We start from the raw sequence: 18,670 nt of genomic DNA on the forward strand, positions 1-18,670 counted from the left end.
GACACTCGGAAACTTGACCGCCGAAAAAGAAGAAGCCTGATTTAGTATGGAGAATAGAGCGGGTTCCGCTGTTTGAAGAACAAGACGGCAAACATTCCGCAACTCGTCCCCCTGCGCTAAGCCGCTCATTTATCGGGCTAACAAAAAAGGACGGGAGCGTCGCTCCCGTCCTTCGTTATTATTTAATAAAGCCAAGCAGCATTTCGCGGATGACTTTCGCCGCGACGATCTGTGTTTGTTCCGTAGGGTCGTAGGCCGGCGCAACCTCAACAAGGTCACAGCCCACAATGTTCACGCCGGAACGCGCGATCGCGTGTACCGCATCGATCAATTCCTTCGACGTAATACCGCCTGCTTCTGCCGTACCCGTTCCCGGCGCTGCCGATGGATCCAGCACGTCGATGTCGATCGTCAGATAGACTGGACGGCCTTCGAGCTCAGGCAGTACTTTCTTCAAAGGCTCAAGCACTTCAAACGGGAAGAAATTGATGTTCTCGCGTGCAAACTGCCACTCTTCGCGGGAACCGGAACGGATACCGAATTGGTAAACGTTCTTGCCGCCGATTAGGCCGGCTGCTTTGCGAAGCGGCGTGGAGTGCGAAAGCGGTTCGCCTTCGTACGACTCCCGCAGATCCGCATGGGCATCAAAGTGAATGATCGCCATGTCCGGATACTTCTTGTACACCTCTTGGAAAATCGGCCACGATACGAGATGCTCGCCGCCAAGTCCTACGGGCATTTTGCCATCGTCCAATACGCCGCGAACGAATTCACCGATCACTTCCAGCGAGCGAGCCGCGTTGCCGAAAGGCAACAGCAAATCGCCTGCGTCGAAATATTCGATATCTTCCAGGCTGCGATCCAAGTACGGGCTGTACTCTTCCAGACCGATCGACACTTCGCGAATACGCGGAGGGCCGAAACGGGAGCCTGGGCGGAACGATACGGTAAAGTCCATCGGCATACCGTAAATAACGGCTTTGGACGTGTTATAGTCATCCGAGCTAAGGATAAACACATTGCCGGAATATTTTTGATCGAGTTTCATAGGTTGTGTTGGTCTCCTCTTACTTCACCAGGTCTTCCACAAATTTCGGCAGAACGAAAGCCGCTTTGTGCAGACGCGGGGAGTAATATTTGGTGTCGATTTCCGGGATGCTGGACTCGTCCACTTCAAGCGGATCGTATTTCTTGCTTCCCATTGTGAATGTCCACAGGCCGCTTGGGTACGTTGGCACGTTAGCCCAGAATACGCGAACGATCGGGAACACTTCTTTCACATCGCGGTTTACGTTCGAGATGAGCTCAGGTGTAAACCAAGGGTTGTCCGTTTGCGCTACGAAAATACCGTCTTCCTTCAGTGCATCGTAGATCCCTTGGTAGAAGCCGCGCGTAAACAAGTTTACCGCAGGGCCAACCGGCTCCGTGGAGTCAACCATAACAACATCGTATTCATTCTTGTGATCGTGGATGTGCATGAAGCCATCGTTCACGATTACTTCTACGCGAGGGTCGTCCAGACCGCATGCGATTTGTGGAAGGTACTTCTTGGAGTACTCGATTACTTTGCCATCGATATCAACCAGAACAGCCTTCTCCACGTTCGGGTGTTTCAGGATTTCACGGATTACGCCGCCGTCGCCGCCGCCAACAACAAGCACTTTGCGCGGATTCGGGTGTGTGTATAGAACAGGGTGAGCAACCATTTCATGATAAACCCACTCGTCTTTATCCGTTGTCATAACCATGCCGTCCAGAACAAGCATCGTGCCGAATTCTTCCGTCTCAATCATATCGAGCTGTTGGAATTCCGTTTGTTCGCTGACATAGGTTTCTTTGACTTTCATCGTAATCCCATAAGTCGGGGTCTGTTTCTCCGTGTACCACAATTCCATTGCTAAATCCCTACTTTCGTTTATGTAGTGGTGCTATTGATCATATGGTCCAATGTTTCAATCTGTATTATAAGTTAACGGGGGGAAAAAGCAACCTTTTGCCAGCTCCGCACAAAAATTTCATATTACGCAAACCCTCTTTCTGAATAGGGTGTCCCATTGTTTTCCATACTAGTTGGATAAAGCGGACTTTCTTTCGGTTAGGAGACTTGCAGATGAAAAGATGGTTGAAACCTATATTCAGGCAGGGCGGCGTTATGAAGCGTCGACTGCCTGTTTCTATTCAATTGGAAAAATGGATGCCGCTTCTGAAGCATGTCAAAAGGTGGCTGATTTATTCGGGTGCTGCGTTACTGCTGTTGTTCATATGTGCCTTCGGCTTCCTCTTTTATTTGCGGGAACAGGCACTCCCCGCTTCGGCGATCAGCCAAACGTCGCAAATGCTCGACGCGCAGGGCCATATCATCGACACGTTTCATGCCGGCGAGAATCGCCAATCGGTGCCGTTGAAGCAAATCTCGCCCTATCTTGTAGAGGCGACGCTCGCCATTGAGGATCAGCGTTTCTACGATCATCTCGGTTTCGACATGAAAGGGATGGCCCGTGCGGCGGTCGTTAACGTTGAAAACATGTCGCGCAAGCAAGGAGCAAGCACGCTGACCCAGCAGCTCGCCCGCAACCTGTATTTGACGCATGAGCGAACCTGGTCGCGCAAGCTGAAGGAAGCGATGTATACGATTCAGCTGGAGATGCATTACTCCAAGGATGAGATTTTGGCCATGTATTTGAACCAAATCTACTACGGCCACGGTGCCTATGGCGCTGAAGCTGCAGCGGAGTTGTATTATGGGAAACACGCGTCGGAGCTCACTTTAGCTGAGAGCGCGATGCTCGCGGGCATTCCGAAAGGCCCCAAATACTACTCCCCTTATATGGATATGAAAAATGCAAAGGACCGGCAGCGCACCATCCTGCAAACGATGGTGGACCAAGGGATTTTGCTGCAGCCGGATGCGGAAGCGGCGGGTGCTGAGTTGCTGCGGTTCGTGCCGCTTGGAACGAGCAAGCAGGCCGGGACCGCGCCGTACTTCCGCGATTATGTGCGGTATATGGCGGTCGATAAGCTTGGCATCGATGAGCGGACCATGAGCGAGGGCGGCATTCGCATCTATACGACGCTGGATCCCGATGCGCAGCGTGCGGCGGAAGAGGCGGTCGCGGCCGGTATCCCGGCGGATTCCGAGCAGCAGGCTGCGCTCGTCTCCGTCGATCCGCGTACCGGCTATATTAAAGCGATGGTCGGCGGTCGCGACTATAAGACCAACCAGTATAATCGCGTCTTCGCGAAGACGCGGCAGCCGGGGTCGGCTTTTAAGCCTATCTTGTATCTAACTGCCTTGCAGGAAGGCGTGTTGACGCCTGTTTCGCAGTTCAAAAGCACGCCGACGATCTTCACCTACGATGAAGGCCGCAAGACGTATTCGCCGAGCAACTACAACAGCAAATACGTGGGCGATTTCATTAATATGCGTCAGGCTATCGCGAGCTCCGATAACATCTATGCGGTCAATTCCATCATGACCGTCGGACCGGAGAAGGTCATCGCCATGGCTCGGAAGCTTGGCATAGAGAGCCCGATGAAGCCGGTGCCTTCCTTAGCGCTTGGCACGTTCCCGGTCAGCCCCTTCGAGATGGCATCCGCATTCAGCGCGTTCGCTAATGGTGGTATTCGCATGGAGCCAACGGCGATCTTGCGGATCGAGGACGCCAAAGGCGAGGTGCTGTATGAAGCACAGCCTACTTCCTCCACCGTTGTAGATGCCGCGCATGCGTATGTGCTCACCAGCTTGATGGAGAGCGTGTTCGAAACCGGCGGAACCGGCAACCGCGTGTCGGCGATGATCAAGCGCCCCGTCGCAGGCAAAACCGGCACAACCGCGACGGATGCTTGGCTGGTCGGCTATACGCCGGAGCTGGCTACGGCGGTATGGGTCGGCTACGACAAGGGCCGTAAGCTGACGCCTGTGGAAGCTCGCCGCGCCGCGCCGATCTTCGCCTCGTATACGGAAGCGGCGCTGTCCGCCATTCCGCCGAAGATCTTCCCGCTGCCCGATGGCGTCGTATCCGTCTACATCGACCCGCAGAGCGGCAAGCTCGCCGGGAAGTCCTGCCCGGACCGGCGGCTCGAATCGTTCGTCAGCGGCACCGAGCCGGTGGAAGTGTGCGGCGTGCACGGCGAAGGCGATGCCTCCGCTTCGCCGGACGGCGGCGCACAAGCCGAGCAGACGCGCCACTGGTGGAAGCAGCTCAAGCGCTGGTGGTCGAATTAGCGCCGCAGCTGTCTAAATGCTAGTCGCGATGGAACCAGGTTAAATTGAAAAAGGGTTGCCTCGTCATCCAACGTTCTTGGATGATGTGAGGCAACCCTTTTCTTGCGTTGGAAGGTGATGTAGCTCTCCACGTGTGCCTCTTTGGATAAAAAACCTCAATTTCCTCCTATGTAGATCTCCTCATTAGCTTCATTGCACGAAAACTCACGCTTTACTCACATGTAGACCTCTACGCGCGCATCTTACCTAACTACTCCAAACTATGAACGGTAACCAATACCTCTCATGAGCCAAACTCACGAATTCCACTCAATGTGCGGTAACCTGTTCCTCTCTTCGAGCTAAATGGCCGTGTTATATCCAATGTACGGTAACTGTTACCGTACATTGGGATATCATCCGTCAGTAGAATGTGTGGCTCTAGAAGCAACTCTTATGCTACTTTCTGCGTTTTCCCACAGGTGTATGACCTTAGAAGCTACTCTTGAGCTAATTTCGTTACTTTCCAACCAATGTGTGGCCCTGGTAGCTACTCTTTCACTATTGCATTGGATACCACAATAGACTAAGCACGAGAGTGAGGGTAATGGGAATTGACACTCATTTTGCCGATTGGATAAGATAGCTGTGTAAGTGTTGTGGAAAATTGTGTAAGAGTCTATGTCTAGCTTCCCAACTATGGAGAGGATGTGTTCGCTGTTGTCAGGACTACTCGGCAATAAAGTCATTACGCAAATCGGCATACTCGTCAACGATATCGACAAAGTGAGTCAGGCTTATGCGGATTTTTTTGGGATCGAGAAGCCGCAAGCTATCATTACCGACACGCTGGATAAGGCGCAAACGGAGTTTAACGGTGCACCTACCGTTGCGCGCGCTAAGCTTGCTTTTATTGATATGGGATCCTTGCAGCTTGAACTGATCGAACCGGACGAACATCCGAGCACGTGGCGAAACTATTTGGACGAGCATGGCGAAGGACCTCATCATATCGCTTTTGAAATTGAGGGTATGAAGGAGAAAGTCATGCTGCTGGAGGGCAAGGGTTTTCCGCTTCAGCAGAAGGGCGAATATACCGGCGGACGATATGCTTATATCGATACTATCCCAGCACTGAAGGTACTCGTGGAGCTGCTCGAGAACGATAAATAGGAGTGATCAGGGCACATGAATATACTACTAACCGGCGCAAGCCGCGGACTTGGCTTAGCGATTGCCGCCGAGGCACTTGAGCGCGGACATGCCGTGATTGCCGGGGTTCGCGATGTGAGCGGCGACAAGCTGGCGACACTTAGCGCGACGTATGGGGACCGGCTCATTATAGCCGAGCTCGATGTTACCAGCGAAGAGAGTGTTGCTGGGCTCGCCTCCGCATTGAAGCGCGAAGGCCGATCACTAGGCGCGATCATCAACAACGCTGCCATCCTTAATGCCCGCAACACTCAAATAGAAGAGCTCGATATGAGCGACGTTGCGCAAGCATTCGAGGTTAACTTGTACGGGCCTATGAGGGTCGTGAAGCATTTTCTGCCTCTGCTTACGGAACCAAATGGCGCACTCCTGAATATCTCGTCCGAAGCAGGCAGCATTTCGAACGCCTATCCCGGCGACTATCCCTACAGCATCTCGAAGACGGCGCTCAATATGTTCTCGCAGCAGCTTCACCGCTATGTGAAAGAACGCCATATTCAGGTGCTTAGCATTCACCCGGGCTGGATGAAGACGGATATGGGCGGCGAGAACGCCCCGACTGACCCGAATGCCAGCGCCCGTGGCATCGTCGCCCTATTGGAGCGCCGCATTGTCCCGGAAGAACTCCGGTTTCAATTCGTAGACTACACAGGAAAAGAAATGCCGATCTAGCCGGATCGGCGTCGTTGCAGTTTAGTTATACGGCCCACCTGTATTCACCACACAAAAAAGCCTCTACAGCTACGGCAACACGCCGTACCTGCAGAGGCTTTTCTTAGAGTTTGGGCTGAAGCGCTAACCCTTCCGTCGCATCAGCGGGCAAGACGGCATCCGCCGTCCGTTCGTCGCCGCTCCACAGCTCCTGGAAGGTCGCGCTTGTGCGCAGCAGCTCTTCGGCCGTCCCTTCCGCTTCGATGCGGCCGTCCTTCATGACGATAATATGATCGGCATGCGTCAATGCCGCTCTTCGGTGCGAAACGACCAGGCAGGTGGCATCGCCTCTGCTCTGGAACAGCCGCTCCCACAGCTTCTGCTCGGTCTCGACGTCGAGCGCGCTCGATACGTCGTCGAACACATAAAGCTGTGCGTCGCGCACGAGCATGCGCGCGGCTGCCGTCCGCTGCATCTGACCGCCGGAGAGCTTCACGCCGCGCGGACCGATCAGCGTCTCCAGTCCGTTCTGCAAATGATCGAGGTCATACTCCATCACGGCAGTATGGATCGCCTGCTGCAAGTCATCCCCCTGCTCCTGTTGACCGAGCAATATATTGTTGCGCAGCGTATCGCTGTACATACGAGGAATTTGTGCCGAGTAAGCACTGTTTGCCGGTGTGAAGAAGGTACCCGGATCGCGAACCGGCTTTCCATTCCACACAATCTTCCCTTCATCCATAGGCAGCAACCCAAGCAGCGTGCGGACAAGGGTCGTTTTTCCAGAGCCGATCGCGCCGGTCACAACAGTAAACGAGCCGCCCTTCAGCTGAAGCCGAATATCCTCGATCCCTCTGCCCGTCTCCGGAAACCGATAGGTCAACCCTTCGACTTCCAGGGAACGCAGCGGTTCAACAACCGCCTTATCGGTTGCCGCAGTACCCACCGATAAATTCTCCTTCGATGCGCTGCCTTTACTTAACCGCAGCCCTTCCTTCAGGATCAGCACACCGGCAGGCGCGCCCTGAAGCAGCCCCTTAAGCCGATCCAGCGCCACGCCCATCTGCTTGAAATACGTAATGAACTTACCCACATTCGTAATAATCGAGGTTACGAACGTCAAGTAATAGACAAACAACGAGAAATCTCCGACGGTGAACGTGCCTCCGCGCAGCTTCTGACCAGCCAGCAAGAGAATGAGTCCGATGCCAAGGTTCACGGAATTCGTAAAGATGGAATCCAGCACCTCGCCCATCAGCTTATCCTTCAGCATCGTTTGGCGCCTCGTATCATTAAACTTCCGGAACCGTTCAATGACACGTTCTTCTGCACCGGCAATCTGAATGGCTTGCACATTGCCGAACATCTCGCTAATCGCGCCCGTCACCCTGGAGGTCGCTTCGCGGCTCGCCGCGCGGTACTTCTGCAATCTTGAGGTCGCAAGCTGCGCAACCGCAATAACGATAACGATCGGCACAAAAACAAGCAACGTCATTTGCGCGTCGATCCCGATCAGAATATAACTGGAGACGAGCGCGAAGCAGGTCATTCCGAACACATCGACCGACCAGCTAGCCGCTTCCTCGGACTGCTCCACGTCATCGCGGAAATAGCTAATTGCCTCTCCCGGCGAGCAGGGAATCGCGCGCGCACCGGGCTGCTTCAGCACATGCTTCAGCATATTGCGTCGCAGCATCATCCCCATGCGGAATCGAAAATTGACGTCGGTTATAAACCCGACAATGATTAGAACGACACGCGCGAGCGCTGCTGCGAGAAGCAGCGCGATAATGCCCCAAGTGCCCATCTTCAGGGATGCGTCACCTGTGAGCGAATCGAAGAACTCTTTCGTAATAAGCCCCGGTATAATAGGCACCATGTAAATGACCGTCCAAGCGGTCGCATTAATGACGTAACGCCATGTCCGGTACGTAATGAGCCCCATCAGAAATCGAAAAGTCGTCATACGAGCACCTCCTCAAGACCGGTCGCCAGCATGGCACTGAAACGCGATGACGGATCGGCTGCTAGCGCCGTTCTGCTGCCTGCTTCGATGACGCGGCCATTCTCGAGAATCAAGATACTGTCAGCCCGCTGTACGGTAGCCAATCGATGCGCAATGATAATACAAGAACGGTTCGCAAGCAGCGTGCTGATGGCCTGTTCAATGCGCTGCTCCGTCATCGGATCCAGCCGTGACGAAGCTTCATCCATAATGACAAGGCCCGGATTCGTCAGAAAGACGCGGGCAAAAGCGAGCAGCTGCGCCTCTCCTGCAGAGAGGCTTCCGCCGCCGGAAGCAAGCCTGGTGTCCAGCCCCTCCGGCATCGCCTCATACCAGTTCGTTAACCCAAGCTGATGCAATACGGCAATGATTTGCTCATCCGGAATAGCCTCATCATAGAAGGTCAGATTATCCCGGATCGTGCCCTCCATAATTTCAATTGTCTGCGTAACCATGGCTACACGGTTGCGAAGCTGACTTAGCTTCAGCTGGCGGATATCCGTCCCACTCAAGGAGACGCTGCCTTCCTGCGGATCATAAAACCGAAGCAGCAGCCGGGCCAGCGTCGACTTCCCGCTCCCCGTCCGGCCGAGCAAGCCGAGCACCTCGCCGGGCTTCAAATCCAATACCAACCGATCCAGCGTAGGCTCGCCCGTACCATCCTCGTAGCTGAAGGTAACTTCATCAAACTTTACGCCAAGCGCGCCCGCGGGAAGCGTAGCACCCGGTCCGTCCACAAGAGCTGAGCGCGTTTCGAACAAAGCCCGAATTCGCGATATGCTGGCGTCCGCTTTCTGCAAATCTTCCATCTGTGTGCGGATCTTCTCAATCGGCTTAGCGAGCAGCTCCGTGTAATAGAAAATCAAATACACCGTACCGATCGAAATCGAGCCCGCCTTCCATAGATACGCGCTGATTGCGAAAGCCATTGCATTGCCTAATGCAAAAACCACGATGGTCGTGCTCCACATCGCGCCAAAGCCGAGAAAAGCCTTCACGCGAAGCGGCAGCATCCGCTGCAGCATGCCGTAGAAGCGATTCATAACGAACCCGGATGCCCCATTGGCCCGAATATCCTCGGTTCCTTCCAGCTGCTCGCCGATAAAGCCGTACATATCGGCATTCGCTTGCCGCCAGTCCTTCCACAGCGGCGCAGCCATCTTCCGTATACGCTGAATGACCAGAATCGCCAGAATCACAAACACCGTCATGCCTGTGCCGATCAACCAGCTCTCCCGAAACAGCAGAACCAAGATGCCCACCATTAACAGGAAGTTGCCGACCAAATTAATGATCATGCTGGAGAAGAAATTCGCCAGCGCATTTACGTCACCGTCTACCCGTTCAATAATAGCCCCTGATGTATGCGTCTTATGAAACGGCATATCCAGCGACAGGCAATGCGCAGCCAAGTCGCCGCGCAGTACATTCGTTGTTTTCCAGCCTACGTTCTCACTGAAATAGGTAGCCGCGACCGACACCACCCCTTGAGCGAGGGAAAAGCCAATGAACAGGCAGGCCGCGATGAGAAGCGGCTTCATACTGCCTTCTGATTGTGCGGTATCAATAAAGAAACGAATGATTTGCGGGTTGATCAGCTGTAAGCCAATCGAAAGGAAAAGAAGTGCGGCAAGGCCGATTAATGTCCGCTTCTGCGGGAGCAGATAGCGCCGGAGCAGCTCCGAATAATGATTGCGCGATTCGCGCGGTAAATTCATTCCAGTTCCCCCTAATTTTAGAACAAATGTTCTGTCATTCGACTATACCATAATTAGGATGCTCTTCGAAACAACAGAATAATAAAAAGCCGCTTCACCCTTCTCCACATAAGAGAGACGGCAAAACGGCCTATTCGGCAGCAAAAGTGCTTGTCATGCGTTACGTGATTTACATTAAACGTCCAATGCTTCCTTCAACTTATCCGGCGAGCGGTCCCACCACTCCTGATTGTTGGTGACGAGCAGCTTCTTAAGCGCCGCTTTCTCGTCCGTTCCAAGCTCATCAAGCACGAAACGGCGTTTGATCGCGTAGTCCAAGTTGTTTACGTGCTGCGCAAGGATTTTCCAACCTCTGCGTGCTTCCGTGTCCACCAGCATTGGGCAAGCAGTAGCCCCTGCATAGAATGAACCTTCTTCATTGCGGTCGACGGCAACCCAGACGATCCAGCACAGACGGCCGTTAGGCACATCCTCTTTGTTCGTGCTGAATTTGATCCCCTTCTCGATCTTGCTCTTCGCATGCATCGCACCTACATCAATGTAAGCCTCGCCGTTATCGATCATGACGCAGGATACGCTGCTCAGGTCAATCGTCCCTGCACCAAAGCCCTTATGTTCCTTATTGCTCACCACGTTCAAAGAGAGAGACTTCTTCTCTTTCTTCTCCACGGGCTGTTGATCTTTCTCTTGTTCACTCATCTTACGCTTCAACTCCCATCTCCAAGGTGAACCGGCTGTCGCCGTCCGTCTGGTGGCGCGGCTCGTTTCATTCCGAAGAAATCTCAGAGAAGGATATCGATATTCTATCCTTCCTGAGATTTCCAAAACGCTGCGATTCCACGTCCGGCGCGGTTTTAGCGCCTGTCCGCACATTAATTCCATTTTAGCTAATAATCTCGGAAAAGCAAACATATACATGCTTTAGATGCTTGTCAACGGGAGGGAATCTTTCAATGAATCCACGTCACGCCAAACGTTTTCTACTCTTTGCCCTCGTCGCCGTGATTCTCGGCTTAACGGCAAGGCAAGGGTTCGGAGATGCCTGGATTTCGCAATATACATACGCCTCCGCTCCTGCCAAGAAAGACACGGCGCCGAAGCCTGCTGCTCCGTCCACCGCGCCGGAGCCCGATATTGTGATGCAGCCAAAGCCGGTTGCGCTCAGCAAACGGGTGACGGAGTACCACATCGATGTGAAACTCCAGGAGGATACGCATATGTTGATCGGGGAGCAGTCTGTCACATGGACAAACCCCGGCAGGCAGCAGGTGTCCGAGATGTATTTTCATCTGTATCCGAACGCCTTCCGCTCCAAAGACACCACCTTCATGAAAGAGTCCGGCGGTCAGCTCCGAAATGATAAAGCGACTGCGGACAGCATCGGTTATATGAACCTGCTCTCATTGGAGACGACTGAAGGCTACAGCCTTCTCCCGCGCCTGCATTATGTGCAGCCAGACGACAACAATCCCAATGACTTAACGCTGGCCAAGCTGCGGCTGCCCAACGCTGTCGCACCGGGCAAGAGCGTTACGCTTCGCATGAAATTTGAGGTCAAGCTCCCCGAGGTATTCGCGCGGATGGGCTATTCCGGCAACTTCATCATGGCCGGCCAATGGTTTCCGAAGCTGTGCGTTTACGAAACAGCAGGCACACGCGGCCGAGCAGCCGAGGGCTGGAACATTCATCAGTACCACGGCAACTCGGAGTTCTACAGCGACTTTGGTATCTACAGCGTGAAGATTAACGTCCCTGACAGCTATAAAGTAGCGGCAACGGGCTTCCAAACCAAACCTTCCGTCGTAGCGAATGGGCGCAAAACCTACCAATACTACGCCGATGATGTGCATGATTTCGGCTGGTCGGCCTCACCGGATTTCGTCTATGCGGAGGAGCCATTCTCCACGGACGGCGTTCCGGGCGTTCGAATCAAGCTCTACTTGGATCCCCTGCACGCGAAATTCAAGGACCGCTATATGCACGCAGCCAAGTCCGCGCTCGCCAAATATGCCCAGTGGTACGGCGCTTATCCATATACCACGCTCTCTGTCGTAGTTCCGCCTAAAGGCGGCAACGGTGCGGGCGGGATGGAATATCCGACACTGATTACCGCATTCTCCGCAGACAACGATAACCCCGGCTACGATCTGGAGCGAACGGTCGTCCACGAGATCGGCCATCAATATTGGTACGGCATGGTCGCCTCCAATGAATTCGAAGAGGCATGGCTCGACGAAGGCTTTACCTCCTATGCCGAGGACAAAGTGATGGAAAGCGAGTATGGCGTGGAGCCGAATTTGCCGGTGGAAGCAAGCTACATGACGAACCCGGCCCCGCTGAAGCAGCTGTCCTGGTCGTATCACAGCAACAATCACTACGCGGAAAATGTGTACATGCGCGCGAAGCTTGTGCTCTTCGGCATTGAGAAACAAGTAGGCGCACAGACAATGCGTAAGATCATGCGGACTTATTTCCAAAAATATAAATTCAAGCATCCTTCCACCGCCGACTTCCAGCGTGTCGTAGAATCCGTAACGAAGACGAAGTGGAACGATTACTTCAGTCATTTCGTGTACGGCGATGAAATGTCCGACTACTCGGTCGCTTCCATTCACGTACGTCCGGTGAAACAAGGCAATGAGACACAGTATGAATCGGTTGTGCTCATTAAGAAGACAGGCGGCAGCTCCGGGCCGGTGTCGGTGGTGTTCCATTTTGCCGACGGAACGCTGATGCCTAAAGTGTGGGATGGCCGAGAATCCCACATTCAATATAAAATCGTCCATTCCTCCAAGCTGCTATGGGCCGCCGTCGATCCGCACAACGACAACGTGCTCGACAACAAGCATATCAACAACTTTATGAAAGCCGAGCTAGCTGAGAAATCACGCACACGCTGGAGTGTCGGCGTCTCCAAGCTGATTGAGAGTATTTTTGCTTCCATCGCATGGTGACGAGCCTCGTAAAAATGATCTGGGAGGTGATGATAAATGAGAACGCACATGAAGCAAGGCTGGCGACTGACCGTTAAGCACTTCTACATTATCATTATGTTGTTTCTATATGAGCTGATATGGGGCTTCTTCCTCTATCGAACCATCGAAGGCATTACCGTGCCGCTTCTAAAAAGGTTCCCGGACAGCATCGGCAGCAGCGGGACGGCCGTTCAGCTCTTCATGACGGAGGCGCAGTTCCAGCTCATCAAGACCGATCTGATCCGCCCATACATCTGGCTCTTCTGCGGGCTGCTGGCTGGGCGCATTGTGATCACCCCTTTCCTGAATGCAGGGCTGTTCCACTCTCTCCATCATGTGACGGACGCGGACGGAACAAAATTTCTAAAAGGCATTCGAGCGGCTTGGAAACCGGTAGCGCTGCTCTACTTGGTGGAGACGACGCTCACGCTCCTCCCGGCCATCTGGCTGCTGCCTCGGGCTTTAACAAAACTACTGGCAAGCAATTCACTGCTGGAGTTTGCGCAGCATGCAGGTCCGTGGGCGGGTGCTTGGCTCGCTTGGGCGGTTCTGATCCACCTGCTCTTCCTCTCCATGCAGTTCGGAGCGGTCGCCGGAACCGGCACCCTCCGGTCCTTATGGACATGTATTGCGAACTTCCTGCCTTTCGCCGGCATTTCCCTTCTCATGTGGGCCATCGGAGCCGTGCTTAGCATGACCATTGCCTCCGTCTCGCTGCTTTGGGCAGGTTTGCTGGCACTTATCCTGCATCAAGGCTACCAGTTAATCCGAACCATCATGAAGGTGTGGACGGTAGCCGCCCAGTACGACGCCTGGCAGTCGAAACAAGTCTAATCCGTGCGCAGAGGCCGCCCACCATGTCATGTTAATGGCAGTGGGACGGTCTCTTTTTCAACTAATAACTGGCATATAAAAGACAAACCCCTCGACAGAGCGGGTTTTTTTGACATGCGTCTTTATTCAAGATGAGACATGCTTTGCAGGGATGGGCTGCGCGTGAGCGCGGTGGTGAGCGAGACCCAAAACGGCTCAAACCAGCGGCCGCTATACGAAAATGAGAGGTAAAAGGTTGCATTCTAATAATTTTAATTTGTGAACAAGTTGTGAACTAGGAAGGAGAAGGAAGAAAATGATCGAATAATTATGCCTAGAAATGAAAATTTTGCCGAATTCCCATCACGGGAAACGGGGGAACCATCTTGGGTGAATTGATCCCGACATCCGCAAAGCGAGCCGCGGAATGCCAGAGGTGATCATAGGGAGCCTTCAACCGAACCCCACAGCTAACCTCGTAGGCACTGGAAGGAGTTTCCCGTTTTGAAAAAGATTTCTGCACTTTTGATCGGACTGGCGATGCTTCTACTTTTTCAAACAGGAAGCGTTTTCGCGCAATCCAAAATGGATGGGGTCATCTCAGATCTGATCGGTACACCTTATGTGTACACCGGCACGACAACGAAAGGGTTTGACTGCTCCGGATTCACCATGTACGTGTTTAATAAACTCGGCGTGGATATCCCGCATGCATCCCGTTCGCAAGCACAGCTGGGCAAGAAAATCGCGAAAGCGGATTTGATTGCCGGCGACCTCGTATTTTTTAATACGACAGGCAAAGGAATCTCGCATGTTGGCGTCTATGTTGGAGAAGGCAAGTTTGCACATTCCTCCAGCAGCAAAGGTGTGACCATCAGCGCACTAAGTGATTCCTACTATTCCAAACGGTACGTTACAGCACGTCGCGTGATGAGCCCGGAAACGTATGAGAAATACGCGAACGAGCCTTCTGACGAAGCAGATGGCGGCGACGACGAGTAAGTTTGATTGCACCTGCCTAGGTGCCTGTGTGAGCACAAAAGAAGCCGCAGCTGTTCGTCCTTCGGGACAAGCATCTGCGGCTTCTTTTGTTTCACTATAAGATATTCGGGATTACCGCCTTAAGTAGCGCACCCACCAGAACGTTCGGCCAACCTGGATATCGAGCTTGCTGCCAAGCGGCGCAAAGAGATCATGCAGCTCGATTGGCGTCGCACAGCCCTCGCTCCGGCGATCGGCCATGACGACGATCGCGCCTGAGGCAAGCCGCTCATGCCAGGCTTCGAGAAAGTTTTGACGCTCACCTGCCGGCAGCTCACCGAGGCAGAAGCAAGCAAGCCCCGCATCGAACGTATCCGCTACTGCCTTGAGCTCCTCTTGACGAACCGCCTTCGTCACCGGCGTTGTCAGACGCGGCGTTCTCGGCCCAGTCACCCGCAGCACACGCCGTCCCGCCAACGTATCGGTTAACCCCACCTCTAGCTTCTTCCACTCTGCTCGCCGATTCTCTAAGCTGTCCCGCCATCCTGCCATGCCGGATTCCTCCTGTATGGGTTCTTTTTTTAAGTTTATGTAACGAAGCCTAACAAATGACCGATTTTTGCAGCCGCAACCGGTGGGGACTGTCTAAAGAGGAATCGATTGACTCATGATGAATAGTAGGATGATAGAGATGGGGATGAGCGTCGGCGTGACCGTGGGGAAAGGCGCTGGCTCGACGGTTGAGTGCCGAGAGAATGGGAAGGCGTCGGTGTGACGGCTGGTACGGACGAAAGGGCGAAAGGCGCTGGCTCGTCGGTTGAGTGCCGAGAAGGTCGTTTCATTGCAGTGGGGCTGCTGTTCGCCTGGACGGCGCTCCGGGCCGGGGTCAGCGGCAGTGGTCCTCCGTGTTAATGCAGTGGTTGCACGCTAACGAATCGTAGAGGTCTTATTTTAGGGAAAATCGCTACTTTTCGATTCTAACGAATCCTAGCGGTCTTATTTAGGTGAATTGGGCTGGAAAAGGGCAGTTTCCGGCCAAATAAGACCTGTAGGATTCGTTAGATTTTTATATCGTGATTATTGGCCGAAATAAGACCTGTGGGATTCGTTAGAATTTTTTAGCGAGTTCGTTTGCTGAAAAAAGGGCTCTGAGGTGCGCTTTACCGTTAAAAGTAGCTGCTAACGTCTTCTGGAGATGGAATTATACGTTTAAGTTTTCATAGATAAGGAGGTTTCGCTATGTCACTCTCTTCTCCCGCGCTCGCGGGATTTCATAAGACGCTGGCCGGTTGGTTTGGGCATACGTTCGGCGAGCCTACGCCTGTCCAGCTGGAAGCTTGGGCCGCCATTGTGGAAGGCCGTCATACGCTGATTGCCGCGCCAACCGGCTCGGGCAAAACACTGGCAGCGCTGCTGCCCTGTTTGAATCGGCTTGCTCAGCGCAAGCTGGCTGCTGCCGCACGGGGTAAAGCCCTCTCGGCAGGCGTCCGTGTGCTGTATATCACGCCGCTAAAAGCGCTCAACAATGACATTCAGCACCATTTGATTGGATTTATGGAGGACATTGAGCGGTTTGAAAGTGGCGAAAGCGACGACGCGACTGAGACATGGCCGGGCATCCGCTCAGCGGTACGGACCGGCGATACGCCTTCAAGTGAGCGTGCCCGCATGGCTCGGCGCCCTCCCGACGTGCTCGTGACGACGCCGGAGTCCCTCTATTTGCTGCTCACCTCGGACAAAGGTCGCAGCATGCTCGGAACGGTCGAGACCGTTATCGTCGACGAGATCCACAGCCTTGCCGGCGACAAGCGCGGCGCGCATTTGTCGCTCTCGCTGGAGCGGCTGTCCGCGCTCGCGGCGCAGCCCGTGCAGCGGATCGGCGTGTCTGCGACGCAGAAGCCGCTGTCGCGGGTCGCGCGATTTCTTGGCGGATGGGAGCCGGCGGCCGGCGCGGGGTTTGGCGCAGGTGCACGCGCTGGAGAAAATGTAGGACGAGACAGTGCGGGGCGCAGCGAAGGGCTCGGTGCGGGCGAAAGCAATGCGGTGCGCAGTGACGGGCTCGGTGCGACCGATGGCTATGCCTTGCGGAGTGACGGGCTCGCCGCGGGCGATGGCTATTCGGAGAGCAGTGGCGGGCTCGGTGCGAGCGATAGCATAGGTGCGGCACAGCGCGGCGGTTTTGGTGCGGACGTAGCCGATAGCGGAGATGCATCGCGAGATGGCGGCGAGGCTATTGGCGCATTCGCCTCCGGGCGGCAAGACGAGCCCGAGCAGGCGCATCCGCTCGGCTACGCGCAGCGCCCCGTGGTCATCGTCGAGAGTACGATGACCAAATCCATAGAGGTCCGGGTTACGATGCCGGACCTCAGCCGCCCTGCCCGCACGCGCGATGGCGTGTGGCAGCCCATCATCGAGCGGATGATGGCGCTGATGGAAGGCGCACGCTCCGTGCTGCTGTTCGTGAACAGCCGCCGCATGTGCGAGCGGCTGGTGCTGCGGCTCAATGAGCACGCCGGTTACGAGCTGGCGCGCGCGCATCACGGCAGCCTCTCGCGCGAGCGGCGGCTCGAGGTCGAGCGCATGCTCAAGGCCGGCGAGCTGCGCTGCCTCGTCGCCACTTCCTCGCTCGAGCTCGGCATTGACGTGGGCCATGTCGACCTCGTGATTCAGGTCGACTCGCCTAAAGCGGCTGCCGCGGGCATCCAGCGAATCGGCCGCGCCGGCCACGCCGTTGGCGACGTGAGCCGCGGCTTTATCATAGCGCGATCACGCAGCGAGCTGCCGGAGGCGGCTGTGCTCTGCCGCAACATCGGGCGGCGCGACATCGAAGCGATCACCCTGCCGCGAGAGCCGCTCGATGTCTTGTCGCAGCATATGACATCCATCGTGGCGGCGGAAGATATCTCGGTAGATGCGTTATACAGACTCGTCATACAAAGCGAATGTTTCCGCAGCTTCCCGCGAGAGCGGCTGGAAGCGGCGCTCAAGGTGCTGTCGGGATTTTACCCATTTGCACGGCCTTTAATGGAATGGGATCGCAGCACTGATATGCTTCGCAAGCGGGCCAATACATCTATGGCAGCTATCACCGGCGCGGGCACGATTCCACAGAGCTCCGCCTATCCTGTTCATCATGCTGACAGCCGCACTCATTTAGGCGAGCTTGATGAAACCTATATTGCCGAGAGCCGTGTTGGGGACGTGTTTCAGCTGGGCACGAGCTCTTGGATGATTAGCAGCATTGAGAACGACCGCGTATATGTCCAAGAAGCACCGAACCGCTTCAGCGAGATCCCGTTCTGGCAGGCGGAGAATGCCAGCAGAAGTGTCGAGGTCGGCATTCAGCTCGGCCATTTTCTGGAGCAGCTATCCACTAGGCTGGCACTGGATGACCCCACTAATAAAAGCGACTCCGAGCTGGAAAAAACACGGGAAGACGTCACCATCGCTTGGCTCGACGCGGAATATGGACTTGATCATTATGCTGCTTCTGAGCTGATCGGGCTCGTCCAATCCCAGCATCACGCACTCGGATTACCGACCGAGCGGCGGATCATTATCGAGCATTATCGCGATCTGATGAACCAGACGCGCATCATTATCCATAATCCGTTCGGCAGACGCATTAACCGAACGTGGCTGCTCGCAATCGAACGGCAATTTCAGCGGCTGCTGCCCTATTCGATGTACGGCAACGCCAAAGACAACGGCATCGAGCTTGTAGTGCCCGATTGGGATGCCTCCTGGCTGCAGACGCTGTGGCAAATTACGGCCGACAGCGTGGAGTCCCTCCTCACAGAGGCGATTACGGGCTCACCGTTTCTCGGACTGTCCTTCCGTCGTATCGCAGAGACGTCGCTTCTTCTCTCCCGCAGCTTCACGCGTACACCAATGTGGCAAAAGCGTCTGCGCTGCGAAGAGCTGCTGAAGCAATCGCTCCCTTATGCTGAGCAGTTCCCTTATCTGGAGGAGGCTATGCGGGAATGTCTGCATGACTACCTCGATACGAACGGGCTGAAGCAGCTGCTCGAAGCCATTACCGCAGGTCAGATCGAGGTGCTTGTTAAGGAATCGCATGCGCCATCGCCTTTTGCCGTTCAATTCCTCTCCG

The 18,670-nt window shown here is 54.6% G+C and carries 12 protein-coding genes, 2 pseudogenes and 1 riboswitch; of the genes and pseudogenes, 8 read left to right on the top strand and 6 right to left on the bottom strand.

From position 1 onward, the window contains the following. Positions 1–178 precede the first annotated feature (178 nt). Positions 179–1,048 (bottom strand): agmatinase, encoded by an 870-nt coding sequence (gene speB / locus AC50Y3_RS26390; protein WP_494821692.1) that lies wholly within the window; start codon positions 1,046–1,048, stop codon positions 179–181. 19 nt (positions 1,049–1,067) lie between these two features. Then, positions 1,068–1,895: a polyamine aminopropyltransferase gene (gene speE, locus AC50Y3_RS26395; protein WP_091225112.1), complete on the bottom strand. Its 828-nt coding sequence runs from the start codon at positions 1,893–1,895 to the stop codon at positions 1,068–1,070. A 299-nt stretch (positions 1,896–2,194) separates the two neighbouring features. Between speE and AC50Y3_RS26400 the strand changes: the two genes are divergently transcribed. The 3 genes from AC50Y3_RS26400 to AC50Y3_RS26410 all read left to right on the top strand — a co-directional run bounded on the left by AC50Y3_RS26400 (position 2,195) and on the right by AC50Y3_RS26410 (position 6,088). After that, positions 2,195–4,225, top strand: a complete 2,031-nt coding sequence (locus tag AC50Y3_RS26400; protein WP_494821851.1) for a transglycosylase domain-containing protein — start codon at positions 2,195–2,197, stop codon at positions 4,223–4,225. Between the two features lie 696 nt (positions 4,226–4,921). Continuing rightward, on the top strand, positions 4,922–5,377 hold the full coding sequence (locus AC50Y3_RS26405; protein WP_494821852.1) for a VOC family protein: 456 nt from the start codon (positions 4,922–4,924) through the stop codon (positions 5,375–5,377). A 15-nt stretch (positions 5,378–5,392) separates the two neighbouring features. Further along, positions 5,393–6,088, top strand: coding sequence for an SDR family oxidoreductase (locus AC50Y3_RS26410; protein WP_494821693.1), 696 nt, complete (start codon positions 5,393–5,395; stop codon positions 6,086–6,088). Between the two features lie 103 nt (positions 6,089–6,191). Here the strand turns inward: AC50Y3_RS26410 and AC50Y3_RS26415 are convergent, their stop codons facing one another. From AC50Y3_RS26415 to AC50Y3_RS26425, 3 genes are all read right to left on the bottom strand, one after another. Continuing rightward, positions 6,192–8,033, bottom strand: a complete 1,842-nt coding sequence (locus AC50Y3_RS26415; RefSeq protein ID WP_494821694.1) for an ABC transporter ATP-binding protein — start codon at positions 8,031–8,033, stop codon at positions 6,192–6,194. After that, positions 8,030–9,790: an ABC transporter ATP-binding protein gene (locus AC50Y3_RS26420; RefSeq protein ID WP_494821695.1), complete on the bottom strand. Its 1,761-nt coding sequence runs from the start codon at positions 9,788–9,790 to the stop codon at positions 8,030–8,032. The genes AC50Y3_RS26415 and AC50Y3_RS26420 overlap by 4 nt, the downstream gene beginning before the upstream one ends. Positions 9,791–9,964: 174 nt before the next feature. Further along, entirely contained in the window at positions 9,965–10,489 is a 525-nt protein-coding gene (locus tag AC50Y3_RS26425) for a YwhD family protein (protein WP_494821696.1), read from the bottom strand. A gap of 254 nt (positions 10,490–10,743) precedes the next feature. Between AC50Y3_RS26425 and AC50Y3_RS26430 the strand changes: the two genes are divergently transcribed. From AC50Y3_RS26430 to AC50Y3_RS26440, 3 genes are all read left to right on the top strand, one after another. Then, a complete protein-coding gene (locus AC50Y3_RS26430) occupies positions 10,744–12,744 on the top strand; it encodes a M1 family aminopeptidase (protein ID WP_494821697.1) in 2,001 nt (666 codons plus the stop codon). A 36-nt stretch (positions 12,745–12,780) separates the two neighbouring features. Then, complete coding sequence (locus AC50Y3_RS26435; protein WP_494821698.1) at positions 12,781–13,599, top strand: hypothetical protein; 819 nt, start codon at positions 12,781–12,783, stop codon at positions 13,597–13,599. A 319-nt stretch (positions 13,600–13,918) separates the two neighbouring features. Continuing rightward, a riboswitch (cyclic di-AMP (ydaO/yuaA leader) is annotated at positions 13,919–14,078 on the top strand. 4 nt (positions 14,079–14,082) lie between these two features. Next, positions 14,083–14,580 (top strand): C40 family peptidase, encoded by a 498-nt coding sequence (locus AC50Y3_RS26440; RefSeq protein ID WP_494821699.1) that lies wholly within the window; start codon positions 14,083–14,085, stop codon positions 14,578–14,580. 111 nt (positions 14,581–14,691) lie between these two features. Here AC50Y3_RS26440 and AC50Y3_RS26445 read toward each other — a convergent pair whose 3' ends face one another. After that, the gene (locus tag AC50Y3_RS26445; RefSeq protein WP_494821700.1) at positions 14,692–15,111 is read right to left on the bottom strand and encodes a hypothetical protein; all 420 of its coding nucleotides are present in this window, start codon (positions 15,109–15,111) and stop codon (positions 14,692–14,694) included. Between the two features lie 687 nt (positions 15,112–15,798). On the opposite strand from AC50Y3_RS26445, the pseudogene AC50Y3_RS26450 reads away from it, so the two are divergent. After that, positions 15,799–16,500, top strand: a pseudogene (locus tag AC50Y3_RS26450) (DEAD/DEAH box helicase); the annotation flags it as partial. A gap of 444 nt (positions 16,501–16,944) precedes the next feature. Next, a pseudogene (locus tag AC50Y3_RS26455) lies at positions 16,945–18,642 on the top strand (helicase-related protein); the annotation flags it as partial. Between the last annotated feature and the right edge of the window lie 28 nt (positions 18,643–18,670).

It is taken from the genome of Paenibacillus sp. J22R98, assembly GCF_059383835.1.